The following is a 17,212-nucleotide window of genomic DNA, read 5'->3' on the forward strand; positions in this document are numbered from 1 at the left end:
TGTTTATTGCGCGCGCAGCCGGTAGCCGCGCTGCGCCTTGCTGATGTTTTCGGGAACGAGGCCCGGCAGCGCTTGCTGCAGTTCGGCGGCGAGCGTTGCGAGCGCCGCTTCCGGGCCGTCGATCAGTTCGAGTTCGATTTCGCTGATCGGTTCGCGGCGCGTTTCGTGTTCCGCCTGGACGACGATCTCGCCGAGGTCCACCGCGGCTTCGACGGTCGCACCGCCGATTGCGATGCGCCACAGCGTACGCGAAAAATCCGTGCGGAACAGCGCGGACAGCGCGCCGGCCGCGTCATTCAGCGCGGCGGCGGCTTCCGGCACGTCGCAGGCCGCGACGAGCGCGTCGATGTCGAGCGCGTCGCCGGCGACCGGCAGTTCCCATTCGTGGCGGCGATGCAGGCCGCCTTCGGCGCTGCCGACCGTCTTGAACGTCTGCAGCCAGCCGTGCGGCGTGCGGCGCACGCGCACCGCGCTCTTCGAGCGGGCCAGCGCGAGATCGGGCGTGTCGTAGTAGACGTTCGCGAGCGCGATCTCCTCACCCGGTTCGCCGGTCAGCGTCTCGAAGAAGCGTCGCGCGGCGTCGGCCTGGCCGGCCGGCAGCGCGAGCTTGATTTCCTTTTCGATCGCCATCAGAAGAACATCCGTGCGAGCTCCTCGCCCGGCTGGTCGGCGCGCATGAACGCCTCGCCGACGAGGAACGTGTTCACGTTCGCTGCGCGCATCGTATCGACGTCGGTGCGCGACAGGATGCCCGATTCGGTCACGACGATGCGGTCCGCCGGAATCATGTCGAGCATGTCGAGCGTGGTCTGGATCGACGTCTCGAACGTGCGCAGGTTGCGGTTGTTGATGCCGAGCAGCGGGGTCTTGAGCGTCAGCGCCTGCTCCATCTCGTTGCGGTCATGGACTTCGACCAGCACCGCGAGGCCGAGCGAGTGCGCATACGCTTCGAGATCCTGCATCAGCGGCGTGTCGAGCGCGGCGGCGATCAGCAGGATCGCGTCGGCGCCCATCGCGCGCGCTTCCATGATCTGGTACGCATCGACGATGAAGTCCTTGCGCAGCACCGGCAGCGTGCAGGCCGCGCGCGCCTCCTCGAGATAGCGGACGCTGCCCTGGAAGAACTGTTCGTCGGTCAGCACCGACAGGCACGCGGCGCCGTGCGCCGCATACGAGCGCGCGATGTCGGCCGGCACGAAATGCTCGCGCAGCACGCCCTTCGACGGGCTCGCCTTCTTGATTTCGGAAATCACGGCCGCCTGGCCGGCCGTATGCTTCGCACGCAGTGCGCCGACGAAGTCGCGCAGGTCGCGTGTGGAGGCGTCCAGTTTCAATGCCTCGAGCGGCGCGCTGCGCATGGCCGCCGCGACTTCTTCGCGCTTGACGGCGATGATTCGGTCGAGAATGTCGCTCATGTAGATTCCTGCTTGATTCGTAAGGGGAGTCAGCGCTTGAACTGCTGCGTGAAGCGCACGAGTTCGTCGACTTTCGCGCGTGCCTTGCCGCTCGCGATCGCTTCGCGGGCGAGCTGGATGCCGTCCGCGATCGATTCGGCGATATTGGCCGCATAGAGCGCGGTGCCCGCGTTCAGCGTGACGATCTCGCGCGCGACGCCCGGCTGGTTGTCCAGCGCGCCGAGCAGCATCGTGCGCGATTCGTCGGCATTTTCGACCTTCAGCGTGCGGTTCGACACCATCTGCAGGCCGAAGTCTTCCGGATGGATCTCGTATTCGTGCACCTTGCCGTCGCGCAATTCGCCGACGAGGGTCGCCGCGCCGAGCGACACTTCATCCATCCCGTCCTTGCCGTACACGACCAGCACGTGCTGCGCGCCGAGGCGCTGCATCACGCGCACCTGGATGCCGACGAGGTCGGGGTGGAACACGCCCATCAGCTGGTTCGGCGCGCCGGCCGGATTGGTCAGCGGGCCGAGGATGTTGAAGATCGTGCGCACGCCGAGCTCGCGGCGCACGGCCGCGATGTTCTTCATCGCCGGGTGATGGTTCGGCGCGAACATGAAGCCCATGCCGGTCTCGGCGATCGACGCGGCCACCTGGTCGGATTGCAGGTCGATGTTCACGCCGAGCGCCTCGAGCACGTCGGCGCTGCCGGACTTGCTCGACACGCCGCGGTTGCCATGCTTCGCGACTTTCGCGCCGGCCGCGGCCGTGACGAACATCGACGCGGTCGAGATGTTGAACGTGTGCGAGCCGTCGCCGCCCGTGCCGACGATGTCGACGAAATTCGAGTTGTCCTGCACGTCGACGTGGTTCGCGAATTCGCGCATCACGGTCGCGGCGGCGGCGATTTCTCCGATCGTCTCCTTCTTCACGCGCAGCCCGGTGATGATCGCGGCCGCCATCACGGGCGACATGTCGCCGCGCATGATCAGCCGCATCAGGTGCAGCATCTCGTCGTGGAAGATTTCGCGGTGTTCGATCGTGCGCTGCAGCGCTTCCTGCGGGGTAATCGTCATCGTGAGGCTCCCGTCAGGCCGCTTGCGCGGCCGCGGCGCGCGCTTGCTTCAGGAAGTTCTCGAGCAGCGCATGACCATGCTCGGAGAGGATCGACTCCGGATGGAACTGCACGCCTTCGACCGGCAACGTCTTGTGGCGCACGCCCATGATTTCGCCGTCGTCGGTCCATGCGGACACCTCGATGCAGTCGGGCAGCGATTCGCGCTCGATCGCGAGCGAGTGGTAGCGCGTGACGTCGAAATGCTTCGGCAGATCCGCGAACACGCCGCGGCAGTCGGTTTCGATCTTGCTCACCTTGCCGTGCATGATGGTCTTCGCGCGCACGACGCGGCCGCCGAAGGCCTCGCCGATCGCCTGATGGCCGAGGCACACGCCGAGGATCGGCTTCTTGCCCGCGAATTCCTTCAGCACGTCGAGCGTGATGCCTGCGTGCTGCGGGTTGCTCGGGCCGGGCGACAGGCAGATCGCGTCGGGATTCAGGCGCGCGATGTCGTCGAGCGTGATTTCGTCGTTGCGGTAGGTGCGCACGTCCTCGCCGAGTTCGCCGAAGTACTGGACCAGGTTGTAGGTAAACGAGTCGTAGTTGTCGATCATGAGCAGCATGGTCAGTCTCCGGTCAGAAGTCGCTATCGAGGCCGTCCTGGACCTGTTCGGCCGCACGCAGCACCGCGCGCGCCTTGTTCTCGGTCTCTTGCCATTCGGATTCGGGTACCGAATCCGCGACGACGCCGGCCGCCGCTTGCACGTACAGGTTGCCGTTGTGGATCAGGCCCGTGCGGATCGCGATCGCGAGATCCATCTCGCCCGAGAACGACAGGTAGCCCACCGCACCGCCGTACAACCCGCGCTTGACCGGCTCGAGCTCGTCGATCAGCTCCATCGCGCGGACCTTCGGCGCACCGGACAGCGTGCCGGCCGGGAACGTCGCGCGCAGCACGTCGTAGTTCGTCATGCCGGGCTTCAGCTTGCCTTCGACCGAGCTGACGATGTGCTGCACGTGCGAGTATTTCTCGATGACCATCTGGTCGGTCACGTGCACCGAGCCGATTTCCGCGATGCGGCCGACGTCGTTGCGCGCGAGGTCGATCAGCATCACGTGCTCGGCGATCTCCTTCGGATCGTTGAGCAGCTCGGTCGCGAGTTCCGCGTCGCGCTCGGGCGTGTTGCCGCGCGGGCGCGTGCCGGCCAGCGGCCGGATCGTGACGATCTGGTCGTCGCCGCGCTTTTCCTGGCGCACCAGGATTTCCGGCGACGCGCCGACCACGTGGAAATCGCCGAAGTTGTAGTAGTACATGTATGGCGACGGGTTCAGCGAACGCAGCGCGCGATACAGCGACAGCGGATTGTCGCGGTACGGCTTCGTCAGACGCTGGCCGACCTGGATCTGCATCAGTTCGCCGGCCGCGATGTATTCCTTCGCCTGGCGCACGGCGGCCAGATAGTCGTCCTTCCTGAACTCGCGGAACGTCTCGGTGCGCACGCTCGCCGACGTGACGGGCGGCTGCACGGTCGTGCGCAGGCGCTGCTTCAGCTCGCGCAGGCGATGTTTCGCCTTCGCATACGCTTCGGGCTGGCCCGGATCCGCGTAGATGATCAGGTACAGCTTGCCGGCGAGGTTGTCGATCACCGCGACTTCCTCGGTCAGCAGCAACTGGATGTCGGGCAGGCCGAGATCGTCGCGCGGCGCGGTATGCGCGAGTTTCTTCTCGATGTAGCGCACCGCGTCGTAGCCGAAGTAGCCGGCGAGGCCGCCGCAGAAGCGCGGCAGGCCCGGGCGCTGCGCGACCTTGAAGCGCGCCTGGAACGATTCGATGAACTGGAACGGGTCGCCGTCGTGCGTCTCGACGACCTGGCCGTCGCGCACGACTTCCGACACGCCGTTGCGGGTACGCACGAGCGTACGGGCGGGCAGGCCGATGAACGAATAGCGGCCGAAGCGTTCGCCGCCGACCACCGATTCGAGCAGGAACGAGTTGGCGCCCGAGCGTTCGGGCTGGGCCAGCTTCAGGTAGAGGGACAGCGGCGTTTCGAGATCGGCGAGGGCTTCCGCGATCAGCGGAATGCGGTTGTAGCCTTCGTTCGCGAGCGATTGAAATTCGAGTTCGGTCATGTTCCGGTCCTGTTCGGGACGAGCGGCGCGGGCGCCAGGGATCACTTGACGCTGCGCGGGGTGCCGTCGGCGAAAGGGCGGTCGATCGAGAAGTGCCTGTTGCCGGCCGGCACTCCGGGCGTGAACGTCGCGAGCCTGCGGCCGGTCCTGAACGCAAGCGTTCGGACGCGGTGGAACTCGAGGTGGTGCGACGATCGGCGCGCGGATGCGCAGCGAGATAAAAAACGGCGCTGAAGACGTGCTTCAGCGTACCTCATCGAAGAGGTTAGCGCGACCAGCGACGCCAGGGCCAGGCTCCCCGGTCGATGCTGCTCAGACTCCGTTTTTTATTCAGAAACATGCGGATGGAAGAAATAATCAGAGGGTTGGCCGGCCGGCGTTGTGCGCGGAAATTGCGCGAGCTGCGACCAGCAACGAATCGACTATACCATCCGAATTTATCGTTTGTATAGCTTTGCCATGGTTGTAGCCGTACGGCACCGTCAGCGTCGCCATCCCGGCCACGCGGCCTGCCAGCGCATCGTTTTCCGAGTCGCCGATCGCGACTGCCGCATCCGGTGCGACGCCGAGCGCGTCGCAGGCCGTCAGCATCGGCAGCGGATCGGGCTTCTTGCGTGCGACGCTGTCGCCGCCGAGCACGATGCCGAAGCAGTCGGCCAGCCCGTATTGCGCGAGCAGCTCGACCGCGAAGCGGTGCGGCTTGTTCGTCACGCACGCGAGCCGGATACCGGCCGCGCGCAGCGCGTCGAGGCCGGCGGTCACGTCCGGATAGAGGCGCGTGTGGCGGCCGTTGATCTTCGCGTATTCGGTCTGGTAGATCGCCAGCGCGTCGTCGAAGCGCGCGTGCGCTTCATCGGCCGGGAAGCGCGGCTTCAGCACGCTATGGATCAGGTGTTCGGAGCCCTTGCCGACGTAGCCGATCACTTCGTCGCGCGACGTGGCCGGTGCGCCGAGCTGCGCGAGCATTCCGTTCAGGCCGGCCGTGAAATCGTCGGCCGTATCGACCATCGTGCCGTCGAGGTCGATCAGCGCCGCATCGATGCGCGGCGCAGCGAAGCGGATCGGAGCGGCTTGCGGCGCGGCTCCGGCCGGCGCATGGCCGGCGAGCGACGAGTCGGCCACGGCGTCAGCTCCGCTCGACGGTAGCGAGCGCGGCGCGCATCTCGTCGATCACCTTGCGGTAGTCGGGCTTGCCGAATATCGCCGAACCGGCGACGAAGGTGTCCGCGCCGGCCGCCGCGATTTCCGCGATGTTGTCGGTCTTCACGCCGCCGTCGACTTCGAGCAGGATCTCGCGGCCTGTGCGCTCGATGTACGCGTCGATGCGAGCGCGTGCTTCGCGCAGCTTGTTCAGCGTTTCCGGAATGAACGACTGGCCGCCGAAGCCCGGGTTGACCGACATCAGCAGCACGAAGTCCAGGCGATCCATCACGTGGTCGAGGTAGTTCAGCGGCGTGGCCGGATTGAACACGAGGCCGGCCTTGCAGCCGTGGTCGCGGATCAGCGACAGCGTGCGGTCGATGTGATCGGAGCCTTCCGGGTGGAAGCTGATCAGGTTTGCACCGGCCTTCGCGAAATCGGGCACGATCCGGTCGACCGGGCGCACCATCAGGTGCACGTCGATCGGCACCTGCACGTGCGGGCGGATCGCTTCGCACACGAGCGGGCCGATGGTCAGGTTCGGCACATAATGGTTGTCCATCACGTCGAAGTGGATCCAGTCGGCGCCGGCGGCGACCACGTTGCGGACTTCTTCGCCGAGCCGAGCGAAATCGGCCGACAGGATGCTGGGGGCGATGCGGAATTGGGTCATGGCTGGGGAGCGGGGACGTTGCGGCGCAAAACCCACATTCTACCGTCCGGCGACCCGGTGCGCGGCGGCGGGCCGTGCGGTCGCGGCCCGAATGCGCATAGAATGCCGAACCAATGCGGCGCGCCCGCGGCCCCGTTGCCCATGCCGGCACGGTCAGTCATCTTCCAGCGGAAACACCATGAGTCAGTATCAGTTCACCGTTTCGGTGAAAACCGGCTACCTGCCGGAACAATCCGACCCCGATCGCCGTCAATACGCATTCGCGTACACGCTGACCATCCGCAACACGGGGCAGGTCGCGGCACAATTGATCGCGCGTCACTGGATCATCACGGACAGCGAGAACCACGTGCAGGAAGTGAAGGGGCTCGGCGTCGTCGGGCACCAGCCGCTGCTGCAGCCGGGCGAGCACTTCGAGTACACGAGCTGGGCCGTGATCGCGACGCCGGTCGGCACGATGCGCGGCGCGTACTTCTGCGTGGCGGAGGACGGCGAGCGCTTCGAGGCGCCGGTCGACGAGTTCGCCCTGCACATGCCGCGCACGCTGCATTGAGCGTGCGGCGCGCGTCAGCGCGGCTGGCGATCGTGGTTGCGGGCGTGCTTCTTTCTGCCCGACGACGTCCACACGACGATGAAGATCAGCAGGGCAAGCGCGACGAAGGCTTCGAGCGCGAAGATGAGCATCGGATATTGGTCGAGAAAATCTGACATGGCGGTTTCCATCAAGAACGGACATTGTATGTGGTTTGGGCCCCGGCTGGCCGGGTGGGTTGCGGCGGCGGCCGCGGCGGCGCTGCTTGCCGCGTGCGGCGGTGCGCCGACGCGCACCTCCACGCTGAAGCCGCCGACCGGCGCGGCGATCGTGCCGGGGCAGGTCGCCGCGAAGCGGCTCACGCCGGTCGCGTGGCAGCAGGTGCCGGGCTGGCAGGACGATTCGCTGATCGGCGCGACGGCCGCGCTGCGGCAGAACTGCACGCGGCTCGCGCGCCAGCCGGCCTGGCAGCGCGCGTGTGCGGCGGCCGACCGGCTCGACGAGCTCGATGTCAGCAGCGCGCGGGCGTTCTTCGAAACCTATTTCACGCCATTCCAGTTTGCGAACACCGACGGGACGCTCGACGGGCTCGTGACCGGCTATTACGAGCCGCTGCTGCATGGTTCGCGCGTGCGGCGCGGTCCGTATCAGTACGCGCTCTATCGCTGGCCGGCCGGCTATCGTGCGGGCGCCGCGCTGCCGGCGCGCGCTCAGCTCGAACGCGCCGGCATTCTGAACGGCAACGAACTCGTGTGGGTCGACGACCCGATCGAAGCGTTCTTCCTGCAGGTGCAGGGCTCGGGACGCGTGCTGCTCGACGACGGTTCGGTGATGCGGGTCGGCTTCGGTGGCACCAACAACCAGCCGTACCGGTCGATCGGCAAGTGGCTGCTCGATCGCGGCGAGCTGACGCCCGCCCAGGCGACGATGCAGGGCATCAAGGCATGGGCGAAGGCGAACCCGACCCGGGTCGACGCGTTGCTCGACACGAACCCGCGATTCGTGTTCTTCCGTGACATGCCGACCAAGGAAGATGCACCGCACGGTGGCGCGGACGGCCCGATCGGCGCGCTCGGCGTGCCGCTGACGCCCGAGCGTTCAATCGCCGTCGACCCGTCGTCGATCCCGCTCGGCACCCCCGTGTTCCTGCAGACCACGCGCCCGCTGACGAATACGCCGATGAACCGGCTCGTGTTCGCGCAGGATACGGGCTCGGCGATCAAGGGCGGCGTGCGGGCCGACTATTTCTGGGGGCTCGGTGACGATGCAGGCGATCAGGCCGGGCGGATGAAGCAGGTCGGCCGGATGTGGCTGCTGTTCCCGAATTCGTGACGTGAGGCAGTAGGGCCCGGGGCGCGCCGTTGATGCATCGAACCGCGGTGCTGGTGGGCGCGATGGTGTGCGTGGGGCGGATCGCTCCGATTGCGGGGCACAGGTGCGACACCGGTTTTCGTGATGGGCTTGTCGCGTCGGCGGATGCGCCAATGGCGCCCTGAAATGAAACACCCCCGATCGGCGTTGGCCGATCGGGGGTGTTTCATTTGCAAGCGCGGATTCACCACGCGTCATGCATGCGCGGCGTCCGGCGTCAGCCCTTGCGTTTGTCGACGACGCGTCGCGCCTTGCCGACCGAACGCTCGATCCCGTTGACGGGCAACACGTTGATCACGGCCGTTACGCCGATCAGCGACTTGATGTCGTACGCGAGCGCCTGTTTTGCCGCATGAATCGCCGCCGTATCGGGCGCGGTCTCTGGGCAGGGCTCGACGTTGAGCGTCAGCACGTCGAGCGGGCCTTCCTTCGTCAGCACGATCTGATAGTGCGGTGCGAGCGCGCGCTGCTTGAGCAACTGTTCCTCGATCTGCGTCGGAAACACGTTGACGCCGCGCACGATCATCATGTCGTCCGAACGACCCGTGATCTTCTCCATCCGGCGCATCGTGCGGGCCGTGCCGGGCAACAGCCGCGTGAGGTCGCGGGTCCGGTAGCGGACGATCGGCAGCGCCTCCTTCGTCAGTGACGTGAACACGAGCTCGCCGAGTTCGCCGTCCGGCAGCACTTCGCCGGTTTCGGGGTCGATGATTTCCGGATAGAAGTGGTCTTCCCAGATCGTCGGGCCATCCTTGGTCTCGACGCATTCGGACGCGACGCCGGGGCCCATCACTTCGGACAGCCCGTAAATGTCGACCGCGTCGATGCCCATCCGCTGCTCGATCGCGACGCGCATGTCGTTGGTCCACGGTTCCGCGCCGAAAATGCCGATGCGCAGCGAACTCTGCACGGGATCGAGGCCCTGGCGCTCGATTTCGTCGGCGATCGACAGCATGTAGCTCGGCGTCACCATGATGATGTCGGGTCGGAAATCCTGGATCAGCTGTACCTGCTTCTCGGTCTGGCCGCCGCCGAACGGGATTACGGTCAGCCCGGCGCGTTCGGCGCCGTAGTGCGCGCCGAGCCCGCCCGTGAACAAGCCGTAGCCGTAGCTGACATGCACCTTGTCGCCGCGCCGCGCGCCGGCGGCACGGATCGAGCGTGCGACGAGATTCGCCCAGGTGTCGATGTCGCCGGTCGTATAGCCGACGACTGTCGGCTTGCCGGTCGTGCCCGACGACGCATGAATGCGCGAGATCTGGTCCTGCGGCACCGCGAACATGCCGAACGGGTAACTGCCGCGCAAGTCGCTCTTCGTCGTGAACGGGAAGCGCGACAGGTCGGCGAGCGTCTTCAGGTCGTCGGGATGGACGCCCGCGTCGTCGAACTTGCGACGATAGACGGGAGAGTGGTCATACGCATGCCGGAGCGACCACTTGAGGCGTTCGAGCTGCAGCGCGGTCAGCTCGTCGCGTGAGGCGGTCTCGATCGGCTCGAGCGGTAGCGAGGTAGTCATGCATGTCTCCAGTGTTTGTTATGTGCGAGCCGTGGACGTCAGCGGTCTTCCGGGATGACCGTGCCCTTGATCTGGGCGGATTTGCCGCGAAACATCGCGACGGTTTCGCCGGTCTGGTTCGTGACGCGAATGTCGTAGATGCCTTGGCGGCCGGCGCGAGCCTGTTCGATCGCCTCGGCCGTCAGCACGTCGTCGCCGTGCACGGGGCGCAGGAATTCGATCGAACAGCCAGCCGCGACGGTGTTCACGTTGTACGAATTGCACGCGAACGCGAACGTCGAATCGGCCAGCGTGAAGATGATCCCGCCATGGCAGGTCTGATGTCCGTTCAGGAATTCGGGCCGTACGCGCATCTGCAGACGCGCGTAGCCCGCGCGGACTTCGGCGATTTCCATTCCGAACGCACGGCTGCATGCGTCGGCGTCGTACATGGCGCGCGCGGTGGCGCGGGCGAGCGAATCGGGATCGAGCGTGGCGATGGGGGTCGTCATGTCAACGCCCCTCGAAGCGCGGCGCGCGTTTCTCGATGAAGGCCTGCACGCCTTCCGCGTAGTCGTGCGACTGGCCGAGCTTGCGCTGCAGGTCGCGCTCCACGTCGAGTTGCTGGTCGAGCGTATTCGTGACGCTGGCCCGCATCGATTGCTTGATCGATGCAAGCGCGAGCGTCGGTTGCTGCGCGAGCTGGGTGGCGAGCTGACGGACCGTCGCGGCGAGTGCGTCGTCGTCGACCGCGCGCCAGATCAAGCCCCATTGTTCGGCCTGGTCGGCACCGAGCTTGTCGCCGGTCAGCGCGAGCCCCAGCGCACGTGCCATACCGACGCGCTGCGGCAGGAACCACGTGCCGCCCGAATCGGGTACGAGCCCGATCTTGACGAAGGCCTGGATGAAGCTGCTCGAGCGGGCGGCGAACACGAGATCGCATGCGAGCGCGAGATTCGCGCCGGCGCCGGCCGCCGTGCCGTTGACGGCGGCGATCACTGGAATCGGCAGACACTGCAGGCGGCGGATCAGAGGATTGAAGTGCTCGTCGATCAGCGCGCCGAGGTCGGTCGACGCGCCCGGTGTGAAGTCGAGATCGGCCAGGTCCTGGCCCGCGCAGAAGCCGCGCCCCGCACCCGTCAGGATCAGTGCGCGCGCGCCGGCTGCCTCGACATCATCGAGCGCCGACTGCAGCTCGCGATGCATCGCCCGCGTAAAGCTGTTCAGCTTGTCGGGGCGGTTGAGGGTGATCGTGGCCACGTTCGAGGCCTGATCGATATCCAGCTGAATCGCCTGATAGGACATGCAGTGTCTCCTTCATGACTTCGTTATAGGCGGGCGGCGCGCGGGTTACACGCGTTCGATCGCGAGTGCGATGCCCTGGCCGACGCCGATGCACATCGTGCACAGCGCAAAGCGGCCGCCCGTACGCTCGAGTTGGTGGAGCGCCGTGGTCACGAGGCGGGCGCCCGATGCGCCGAGCGGATGGCCCAGTGCGATTGCGCCGCCGTTCGGGTTCACGCGCGGATCGTCGTCGGCGACGCCGAGCATGCGCAGCACCGCGAGACCTTGCGATGCGAACGCTTCGTTCAGCTCGATCACGTCGAACTGGTCGATGGTCATGCCGAGCTGGCGCAACAGTTTCTGCGTGGCTGGCGCGGGCCCGATGCCCATCACGCGCGGCGCGACGCCGGCTGTCGCCATGCCGATCACGCGTGCGCGGCGGCGCAGGCCGTACTGGTCGGCTGCCTGCGCATTGGCGAGCAGCAGCGCGCACGCACCGTCGTTCACGCCCGATGCATTGCCGGCCGTCACCGAGCCGTCGGGGCGCACGACACCCTTGAGCTTCGCCAGCGCTTCGAGCGACGTCTCGCGCGGATGTTCGTCGCGCGACACGACGACCGGATCGCCTTTCTTCTGCGCAATCGTGACCTCGACGATTTCTTCGGCGAGCGTGCCGTCGTGCTGAGCCCGCGCGGCCTTCTGCTGGCTGCGCAGTGCGAACAGGTCCTGGTCGGCGCGGCTGATGTTGTAATCGACCGCGACGTTCTCGGCGGTCTCGGGCATCGAATCGACGCCATACAGCTGTTTCATCAGCGGATTGATGAAGCGCCAGCCGATCGTCGTGTCGAAGATGTCGGCCTGGCGCGCGAAAGCGCTCGCAGCCTTGCCCATCACGAACGGCGCGCGCGTCATGCTCTCGACACCGCCGGCGATCATCAGCCGCGCTTCGCCTGCCCTGATGGCGCGTGCAGCCGTGCCGATCGCGTCCATCCCGGAGCCGCACAGCCGGTTCAACGTCGTGCCGGGCACGTCGATCGGCAGGCCCGCGAGCAGCGCCGACATGCGCGCGACGTTGCGGTTGTCTTCGCCGGCCTGGTTCGCGCAGCCGTAGATCACGTCGTCGATCGCCGTCCAGTCGACGTTGCGGTTGCGTTCGACGAGCGCCTTGAGCGGCACCGCACCGAGGTCGTCGGCGCGGACATCTTTCAGGGCGCCGCCGTAGCGGCCGATGGGGGTGCGAATCGCGTCGCAGATAAAGGCGTCTGTCATGGTCGTATCGATGAGCAACGAACCCGCCGGGTGGCGGATTCGTTCATGGTAGAGAACGTGACGGCGTTTGCACGTCGACCATTCGGGTTATGCCGGTTGGCCGGCTTCCGCAGGTACCGCTTTCGGCGCAACATGGACGCGGCTTTGCACCACGCGGAACCGGTTGGCAACGAACGCCGGGTCGGCCAGTGCCGCGTTGGCGGCCGGGTTCGCGCCCGTGCCGTGGAAATCCGAGAACGCTGCCGACTGGTTCACGAACACGCCGCCCGTCAGGTTGATCGACAGCGCGACACCGCCGCGCACCGCCGCGTCGTGCGCGGCCTCGACGGTCGCCTCGTCGAGGCTGTAGACGGAGAGCGTCAGTGCGCCATGTTCCGCCGCGATTTCGCCGGCGAGATCGAGCGACTGCGCGGTCGAGTCGGTCGCGATCACGAACGAGATCGGGCCGAACCACTCCTGCGTGAATTTCTCGCGATCGGCCACGTCGAGTTGCAGCACGAGCGGCGTGCGCACGCGGGCATCGGGGAAGGCGGGGTGCTGGAGGGTCAGGCTGTCGGCGAGCACGCGGCCGAGCTGGCGGGCGTCGTCGATGCGTGCGGTCACGCCTTCGTTCTGGATCGCGCCGATCAGTTCGACCGAGCGTGCCGGGTCGCCGGTGAGTTTTTGCACGGCGACGGCGATTGCCTGTGCGACCTCGTCGAAGCTCGCATGGCCGTCCGCCGTCCGGATGCCGTCGCGCGGCACGTAGATGTTCTGCGGCGCGGTGCACATCTGGCCGGAGTACAGCGCCAGCGAGAATGCGATGTTCTTGGCGGTGGCCTTCAGGTCGTCGGTCGAATCGATCACGATCTGGTTGACGCCTGCCTTCTCGGTATAGACCTGTGCCTGGTGAGCATGGCGTTCGAGCCACGTGCCGTTCTGCGTGCTGCCGGTGAAGTCGATCAGCTTGATCTCGGGGCGCAGCGCGAGATCCTGGACGAGTGCGCCGTCGTTGGGTTCGGTCGCGAGGAGGGTGACGACGTTCGGATCGAATCCGCCTTCGCGCAGCACGTCACGAGCGATCTTCACGGTAATGGCGAGGGGCAGGATCGCGCCCGGATGCGGTTTGACGATCACGGTGTTGCCGGTTGCCAGATCGGCGAACAGGCCCGGGTAGCCGTTCCAGGTCGGGAACGTGCAGCAGCCGAGGACGAGGCCCGTGCCGCGCGGGACGATCGTATAGCGCTTGTGCATCGCGAGCGGCGGGTTCTTGCCTTGCGGCTTTTCCCAGTGCGCATCGGCCGGGATGCGGCGCAGTTCGTCCCATGCATACGCGACTGCCTCGAGCGCACGATCTTGCGCGTGCGGGCCGCCAGCCTGGAACGCCATCATGAATGCCTGCCCCGTGGTGTGCATCACGCTGTAGGCGATCTCGAAGCTTGCGCGATTCAGGCGCGCGAGGATTTCGAGGCTGACGCCGACCCAGGCGCTCGGGCCGGCTTCGCGCCACGAGCGTTGCGCGGCCGCGGCGGCGGCGATCAGTTCGTCAGGCGTCGACTTCGGATACCGGATGCCCAAGGCGATGCCGTACGGCGACCGCTCTGCACCGACCGTTTCGCCGGACGCCGGCTGGTCGAGCGCGAACGTCTTGTCGAGGTGCGACTTGAACGCGGCCTCGCCATCTGCATTCGCGCTTTCCCCGTACACTTTGGGGCTCGGCATTTCGGCGAACGGGCTCCAGTACCCGCGGCTCTCGATGGCGGCGAGTGCGTGCTTCAGCGTGTCTTCGTGCTTCGTGAACAGTGCATGGGTCATGGCGGCAGCCTGATGGACGTTGAGAGGGGTTGGATCGATTAATTAACCGACCGGTTGGTCGGAGAATGGTAGCATCAAACTATTCGCATGTGCGAGGCGTTTCTCATTTCATTGATCGAGGAGAAATAGATGGCTTACGAGAACATCCTGGTGGAGACCCGGGGGCGTGTCGGGCTGGTTACGCTGAACCGTCCGAAGGCGCTGAACGCGCTGAACGATGCGCTGATGGATGAGCTGGGAGACGCGCTGAAGGCGTTCGATGCTGACGATGGCATCGGCGCGATCGTCGTGACCGGGAGCGAGAAGGCGTTCGCAGCCGGCGCGGACATCGGCATGATGGCGACCTATTCCTATATGGATGTCTACCGGGGCGACTACATCACGCGCAACTGGGAGACGGTCCGCGAGATCCGCAAGCCGATCATTGCGGCGGTTTCGGGCTTTGCGCTGGGTGGGGGCTGTGAGCTGGCAATGATGTGCGACATCATCTTCGCGGCGGATACGGCCAAGTTCGGCCAGCCGGAAATCAAACTCGGCGTCATGCCGGGCGCGGGTGGCACGCAGCGTCTACCGCGCGCGGTGTCGAAAGCGAAGGCGATGGACATGTGCCTGACGGCCCGCTTCATGGATGCGGCCGAGGCGGAGCGCGCGGGGCTCGTATCGCGCGTGCTGCCGGCCGACAAGCTGCTCGACGAAGCGATTGCGGCTGCAACGACGATCGCCGAGTTTTCGTTGCCGGCAGTCATGATGGTCAAGGAGTCGGTCAACCGTGCGTACGAGACGACGCTGGCCGAAGGTGTCCACTTCGAGCGTCGGCTGTTCCATTCGCTGTTCGCGACCGAAGACCAGAAAGAAGGGATGGCGGCATTCGTCGAAAAACGGAAGCCGACGTTCAAGCATCGCTGATCGGTTGGGCTGCCGGTATGGGTGGCCGGCTACTGGTTGGTTTCGGTGGCCGGCATGATTGGTCCGGTCGTCGAACCCGAAGCCCCCGTGCGCGCGAGCGCACGGGGGCTTTTTCAAATTATTTTCACAAAGGGCTTGCGTGGAAGGTGGCCGGTGCTTAGAATCACGCCTCTTTCGCGCTAACGGAAACGCGGCGCGGAAGAGGGAAGCAGGGTGGGCGGAGCGCTGGAGTCTGGAGCGCACGGCTGGCCTGGAAGTTGAGCCCCGCAGCCGCAACGATCTGATGTAAAAAGTTGTTGACGCGCTGCGAAACACGGTTCATAATCTCGCTTCTCTGCTGCTGAAAACGCAGCGCTGCTGAGAAACTTCAGGTTTCTCGCAGAAATGCTCTTTAAAAATTAACAGCCGATAAGTGTGGGCGCTTGATGAAAGCGAGCTGATCTTCGGATCAGATAGCGAAAGTATCAAGAGTCTCACACTAAAGTAAGTCAGGTTTATGAAGTGATTCATATTCCTGTCAGCTTTGAGTGAGCGACCGGTTCGAAAGAACCGAAAACAGTAACAGGTTTAAACTGAAGAGTTTGATCCTGGCTCAGATTGAACGCTGGCGGCATGCCTTACACATGCAAGTCGAACGGCAGCACGGGTGCTTGCACCTGGTGGCGAGTGGCGAACGGGTGAGTAATACATCGGAACATGTCCTGTAGTGGGGGATAGCCCGGCGAAAGCCGGATTAATACCGCATACGATCTACGGATGAAAGCGGGGGACCTTCGGGCCTCGCGCTATAGGGTTGGCCGATGGCTGATTAGCTAGTTGGTGGGGTAAAGGCCTACCAAGGCGACGATCAGTAGCTGGTCTGAGAGGACGACCAGCCACACTGGGACTGAGACACGGCCCAGACTCCTACGGGAGGCAGCAGTGGGGAATTTTGGACAATGGGCGAAAGCCTGATCCAGCAATGCCGCGTGTGTGAAGAAGGCCTTCGGGTTGTAAAGCACTTTTGTCCGGAAAGAAATCCTTGGCTCTAATACAGCCGGGGGATGACGGTACCGGAAGAATAAGCACCGGCTAACTACGTGCCAGCAGCCGCGGTAATACGTAGGGTGCGAGCGTTAATCGGAATTACTGGGCGTAAAGCGTGCGCAGGCGGTTTGCTAAGACCGATGTGAAATCCCCGGGCTCAACCTGGGAACTGCATTGGTGACTGGCAGGCTAGAGTATGGCAGAGGGGGGTAGAATTCCACGTGTAGCAGTGAAATGCGTAGAGATGTGGAGGAATACCGATGGCGAAGGCAGCCCCCTGGGCCAATACTGACGCTCATGCACGAAAGCGTGGGGAGCAAACAGGATTAGATACCCTGGTAGTCCACGCCCTAAACGATGTCAACTAGTTGTTGGGGATTCATTTCCTTAGTAACGTAGCTAACGCGTGAAGTTGACCGCCTGGGGAGTACGGTCGCAAGATTAAAACTCAAAGGAATTGACGGGGACCCGCACAAGCGGTGGATGATGTGGATTAATTCGATGCAACGCGAAAAACCTTACCTACCCTTGACATGGTCGGAATCCTGCTGAGAGGTGGGAGTGCTCGAAAGAGAACCGGCGCACAGGTGCTGCATGGCTGTCGTCAGCTCGTGTCGTGAGATGTTGGGTTAAGTCCCGCAACGAGCGCAACCCTTGTCCTTAGTTGCTACGCAAGAGCACTCTAAGGAGACTGCCGGTGACAAACCGGAGGAAGGTGGGGATGACGTCAAGTCCTCATGGCCCTTATGGGTAGGGCTTCACACGTCATACAATGGTCGGAACAGAGGGTTGCCAACCCGCGAGGGGGAGCTAATCCCAGAAAACCGATCGTAGTCCGGATTGCACTCTGCAACTCGAGTGCATGAAGCTGGAATCGCTAGTAATCGCGGATCAGCATGCCGCGGTGAATACGTTCCCGGGTCTTGTACACACCGCCCGTCACACCATGGGAGTGGGTTTTACCAGAAGTGGCTAGTCTAACCGCAAGGAGGACGGTCACCACGGTAGGATTCATGACTGGGGTGAAGTCGTAACAAGGTAGCCGTATCGGAAGGTGCGGCTGGATCACCTCCTTTCCAGAGCTTCTCGCACAAGTTGAGCGCTCACGCTTATCGGCTGTAAATTTAAAGACAGA

16 protein-coding genes and 1 rRNA gene are annotated in these 17,212 nt (G+C 64.8%); 4 read left to right on the forward strand and 13 right to left on the reverse strand.

The annotated features are described in order from the left end of the window. Positions 1-3 precede the first annotated feature (3 nt). The 7 genes from WJ16_RS02245 to rpe form a co-directional block, all read right to left on the reverse strand. Positions 4-630 (reverse strand): CYTH domain-containing protein, encoded by a 627-nt coding sequence (locus tag WJ16_RS02245; RefSeq protein ID WP_069255655.1) that lies wholly within the window; start codon positions 628-630, stop codon positions 4-6. Then, a complete protein-coding gene (trpC, locus tag WJ16_RS02250) occupies positions 630-1,415 on the reverse strand; it encodes an indole-3-glycerol phosphate synthase TrpC (RefSeq protein ID WP_069255656.1) in 786 nt (261 codons plus the stop codon). The genes WJ16_RS02245 and trpC overlap by 1 nt, the downstream gene beginning before the upstream one ends. Before the next feature lie 29 nt (positions 1,416-1,444). Beyond that, positions 1,445-2,476 carry an anthranilate phosphoribosyltransferase gene (gene trpD / locus WJ16_RS02255; protein ID WP_069255657.1) on the reverse strand — a complete coding sequence of 344 codons (1,032 nt, stop codon included), beginning with the start codon at positions 2,474-2,476 and terminating at the stop codon, positions 1,445-1,447. A 13-nt stretch (positions 2,477-2,489) separates the two neighbouring features. Continuing rightward, positions 2,490-3,080, reverse strand: a complete 591-nt coding sequence (locus WJ16_RS02260; RefSeq protein WP_069255658.1) for an aminodeoxychorismate/anthranilate synthase component II — start codon at positions 3,078-3,080, stop codon at positions 2,490-2,492. 13 nt (positions 3,081-3,093) lie between these two features. Beyond that, positions 3,094-4,587: an anthranilate synthase component I gene (gene trpE / locus WJ16_RS02265; protein WP_069255659.1), complete on the reverse strand. Its 1,494-nt coding sequence runs from the start codon at positions 4,585-4,587 to the stop codon at positions 3,094-3,096. A gap of 357 nt (positions 4,588-4,944) precedes the next feature. Beyond that, complete coding sequence (locus WJ16_RS02270) at positions 4,945-5,709, reverse strand: phosphoglycolate phosphatase (protein ID WP_069255660.1); 765 nt, start codon at positions 5,707-5,709, stop codon at positions 4,945-4,947. Positions 5,710-5,713: 4 nt separating this feature from the next. After that, positions 5,714-6,400: a ribulose-phosphate 3-epimerase gene (rpe, locus tag WJ16_RS02275; RefSeq protein ID WP_059522359.1), complete on the reverse strand. Its 687-nt coding sequence runs from the start codon at positions 6,398-6,400 to the stop codon at positions 5,714-5,716. A 178-nt stretch (positions 6,401-6,578) separates the two neighbouring features. Between rpe and apaG the strand changes: the two genes are divergently transcribed. After that, entirely contained in the window at positions 6,579-6,953 is a 375-nt protein-coding gene (gene apaG / locus WJ16_RS02280) for a Co2+/Mg2+ efflux protein ApaG (RefSeq protein ID WP_069255661.1), read from the forward strand. Between the two features lie 14 nt (positions 6,954-6,967). Here the strand turns inward: apaG and WJ16_RS35485 are convergent, their stop codons facing one another. Continuing rightward, entirely contained in the window at positions 6,968-7,111 is a 144-nt protein-coding gene (locus WJ16_RS35485; RefSeq protein WP_226243402.1) for a hypothetical protein, read from the reverse strand. 28 nt (positions 7,112-7,139) lie between these two features. On the opposite strand from WJ16_RS35485, the gene mltA reads away from it, so the two are divergent. Then, positions 7,140-8,264, forward strand: a complete 1,125-nt coding sequence (mltA, locus tag WJ16_RS02285) for a murein transglycosylase A (protein WP_226243401.1) — start codon at positions 7,140-7,142, stop codon at positions 8,262-8,264. 256 nt (positions 8,265-8,520) lie between these two features. Here mltA and paaK read toward each other — a convergent pair whose 3' ends face one another. The 5 genes from paaK to paaN form a co-directional block, all read right to left on the reverse strand. After that, positions 8,521-9,819: a phenylacetate--CoA ligase PaaK gene (gene paaK / locus WJ16_RS02290; RefSeq protein WP_069255662.1), complete on the reverse strand. Its 1,299-nt coding sequence runs from the start codon at positions 9,817-9,819 to the stop codon at positions 8,521-8,523. A gap of 38 nt (positions 9,820-9,857) precedes the next feature. Further along, positions 9,858-10,310: a hydroxyphenylacetyl-CoA thioesterase PaaI gene (paaI, locus tag WJ16_RS02295; RefSeq protein ID WP_069255663.1), complete on the reverse strand. Its 453-nt coding sequence runs from the start codon at positions 10,308-10,310 to the stop codon at positions 9,858-9,860. Between the two features lies 1 nt (position 10,311). Further along, positions 10,312-11,103 (reverse strand): 2-(1,2-epoxy-1,2-dihydrophenyl)acetyl-CoA isomerase PaaG, encoded by a 792-nt coding sequence (gene paaG, locus WJ16_RS02300; RefSeq protein ID WP_069255664.1) that lies wholly within the window; start codon positions 11,101-11,103, stop codon positions 10,312-10,314. 45 nt (positions 11,104-11,148) lie between these two features. After that, a complete protein-coding gene (gene pcaF / locus WJ16_RS02305) occupies positions 11,149-12,351 on the reverse strand; it encodes a 3-oxoadipyl-CoA thiolase (protein ID WP_069257929.1) in 1,203 nt (400 codons plus the stop codon). A gap of 87 nt (positions 12,352-12,438) precedes the next feature. After that, entirely contained in the window at positions 12,439-14,145 is a 1,707-nt protein-coding gene (gene paaN / locus WJ16_RS02310) for a phenylacetic acid degradation protein PaaN (RefSeq protein WP_069255665.1), read from the reverse strand. 129 nt (positions 14,146-14,274) lie between these two features. Between paaN and WJ16_RS02315 the strand changes: the two genes are divergently transcribed. Beyond that, positions 14,275-15,051 (forward strand): enoyl-CoA hydratase, encoded by a 777-nt coding sequence (locus WJ16_RS02315; RefSeq protein WP_069255666.1) that lies wholly within the window; start codon positions 14,275-14,277, stop codon positions 15,049-15,051. 569 nt (positions 15,052-15,620) lie between these two features. Beyond that, positions 15,621-17,153, forward strand: a 16S ribosomal RNA gene (locus tag WJ16_RS02320). Positions 17,154-17,212: the final 59 nt, after the last annotated feature.

The sequence above is a fragment of the Burkholderia metallica genome, from assembly GCF_001718555.1.
In the GTDB taxonomy this organism is placed as follows: Bacteria; Pseudomonadota; Gammaproteobacteria; order Burkholderiales; family Burkholderiaceae; genus Burkholderia; species Burkholderia metallica.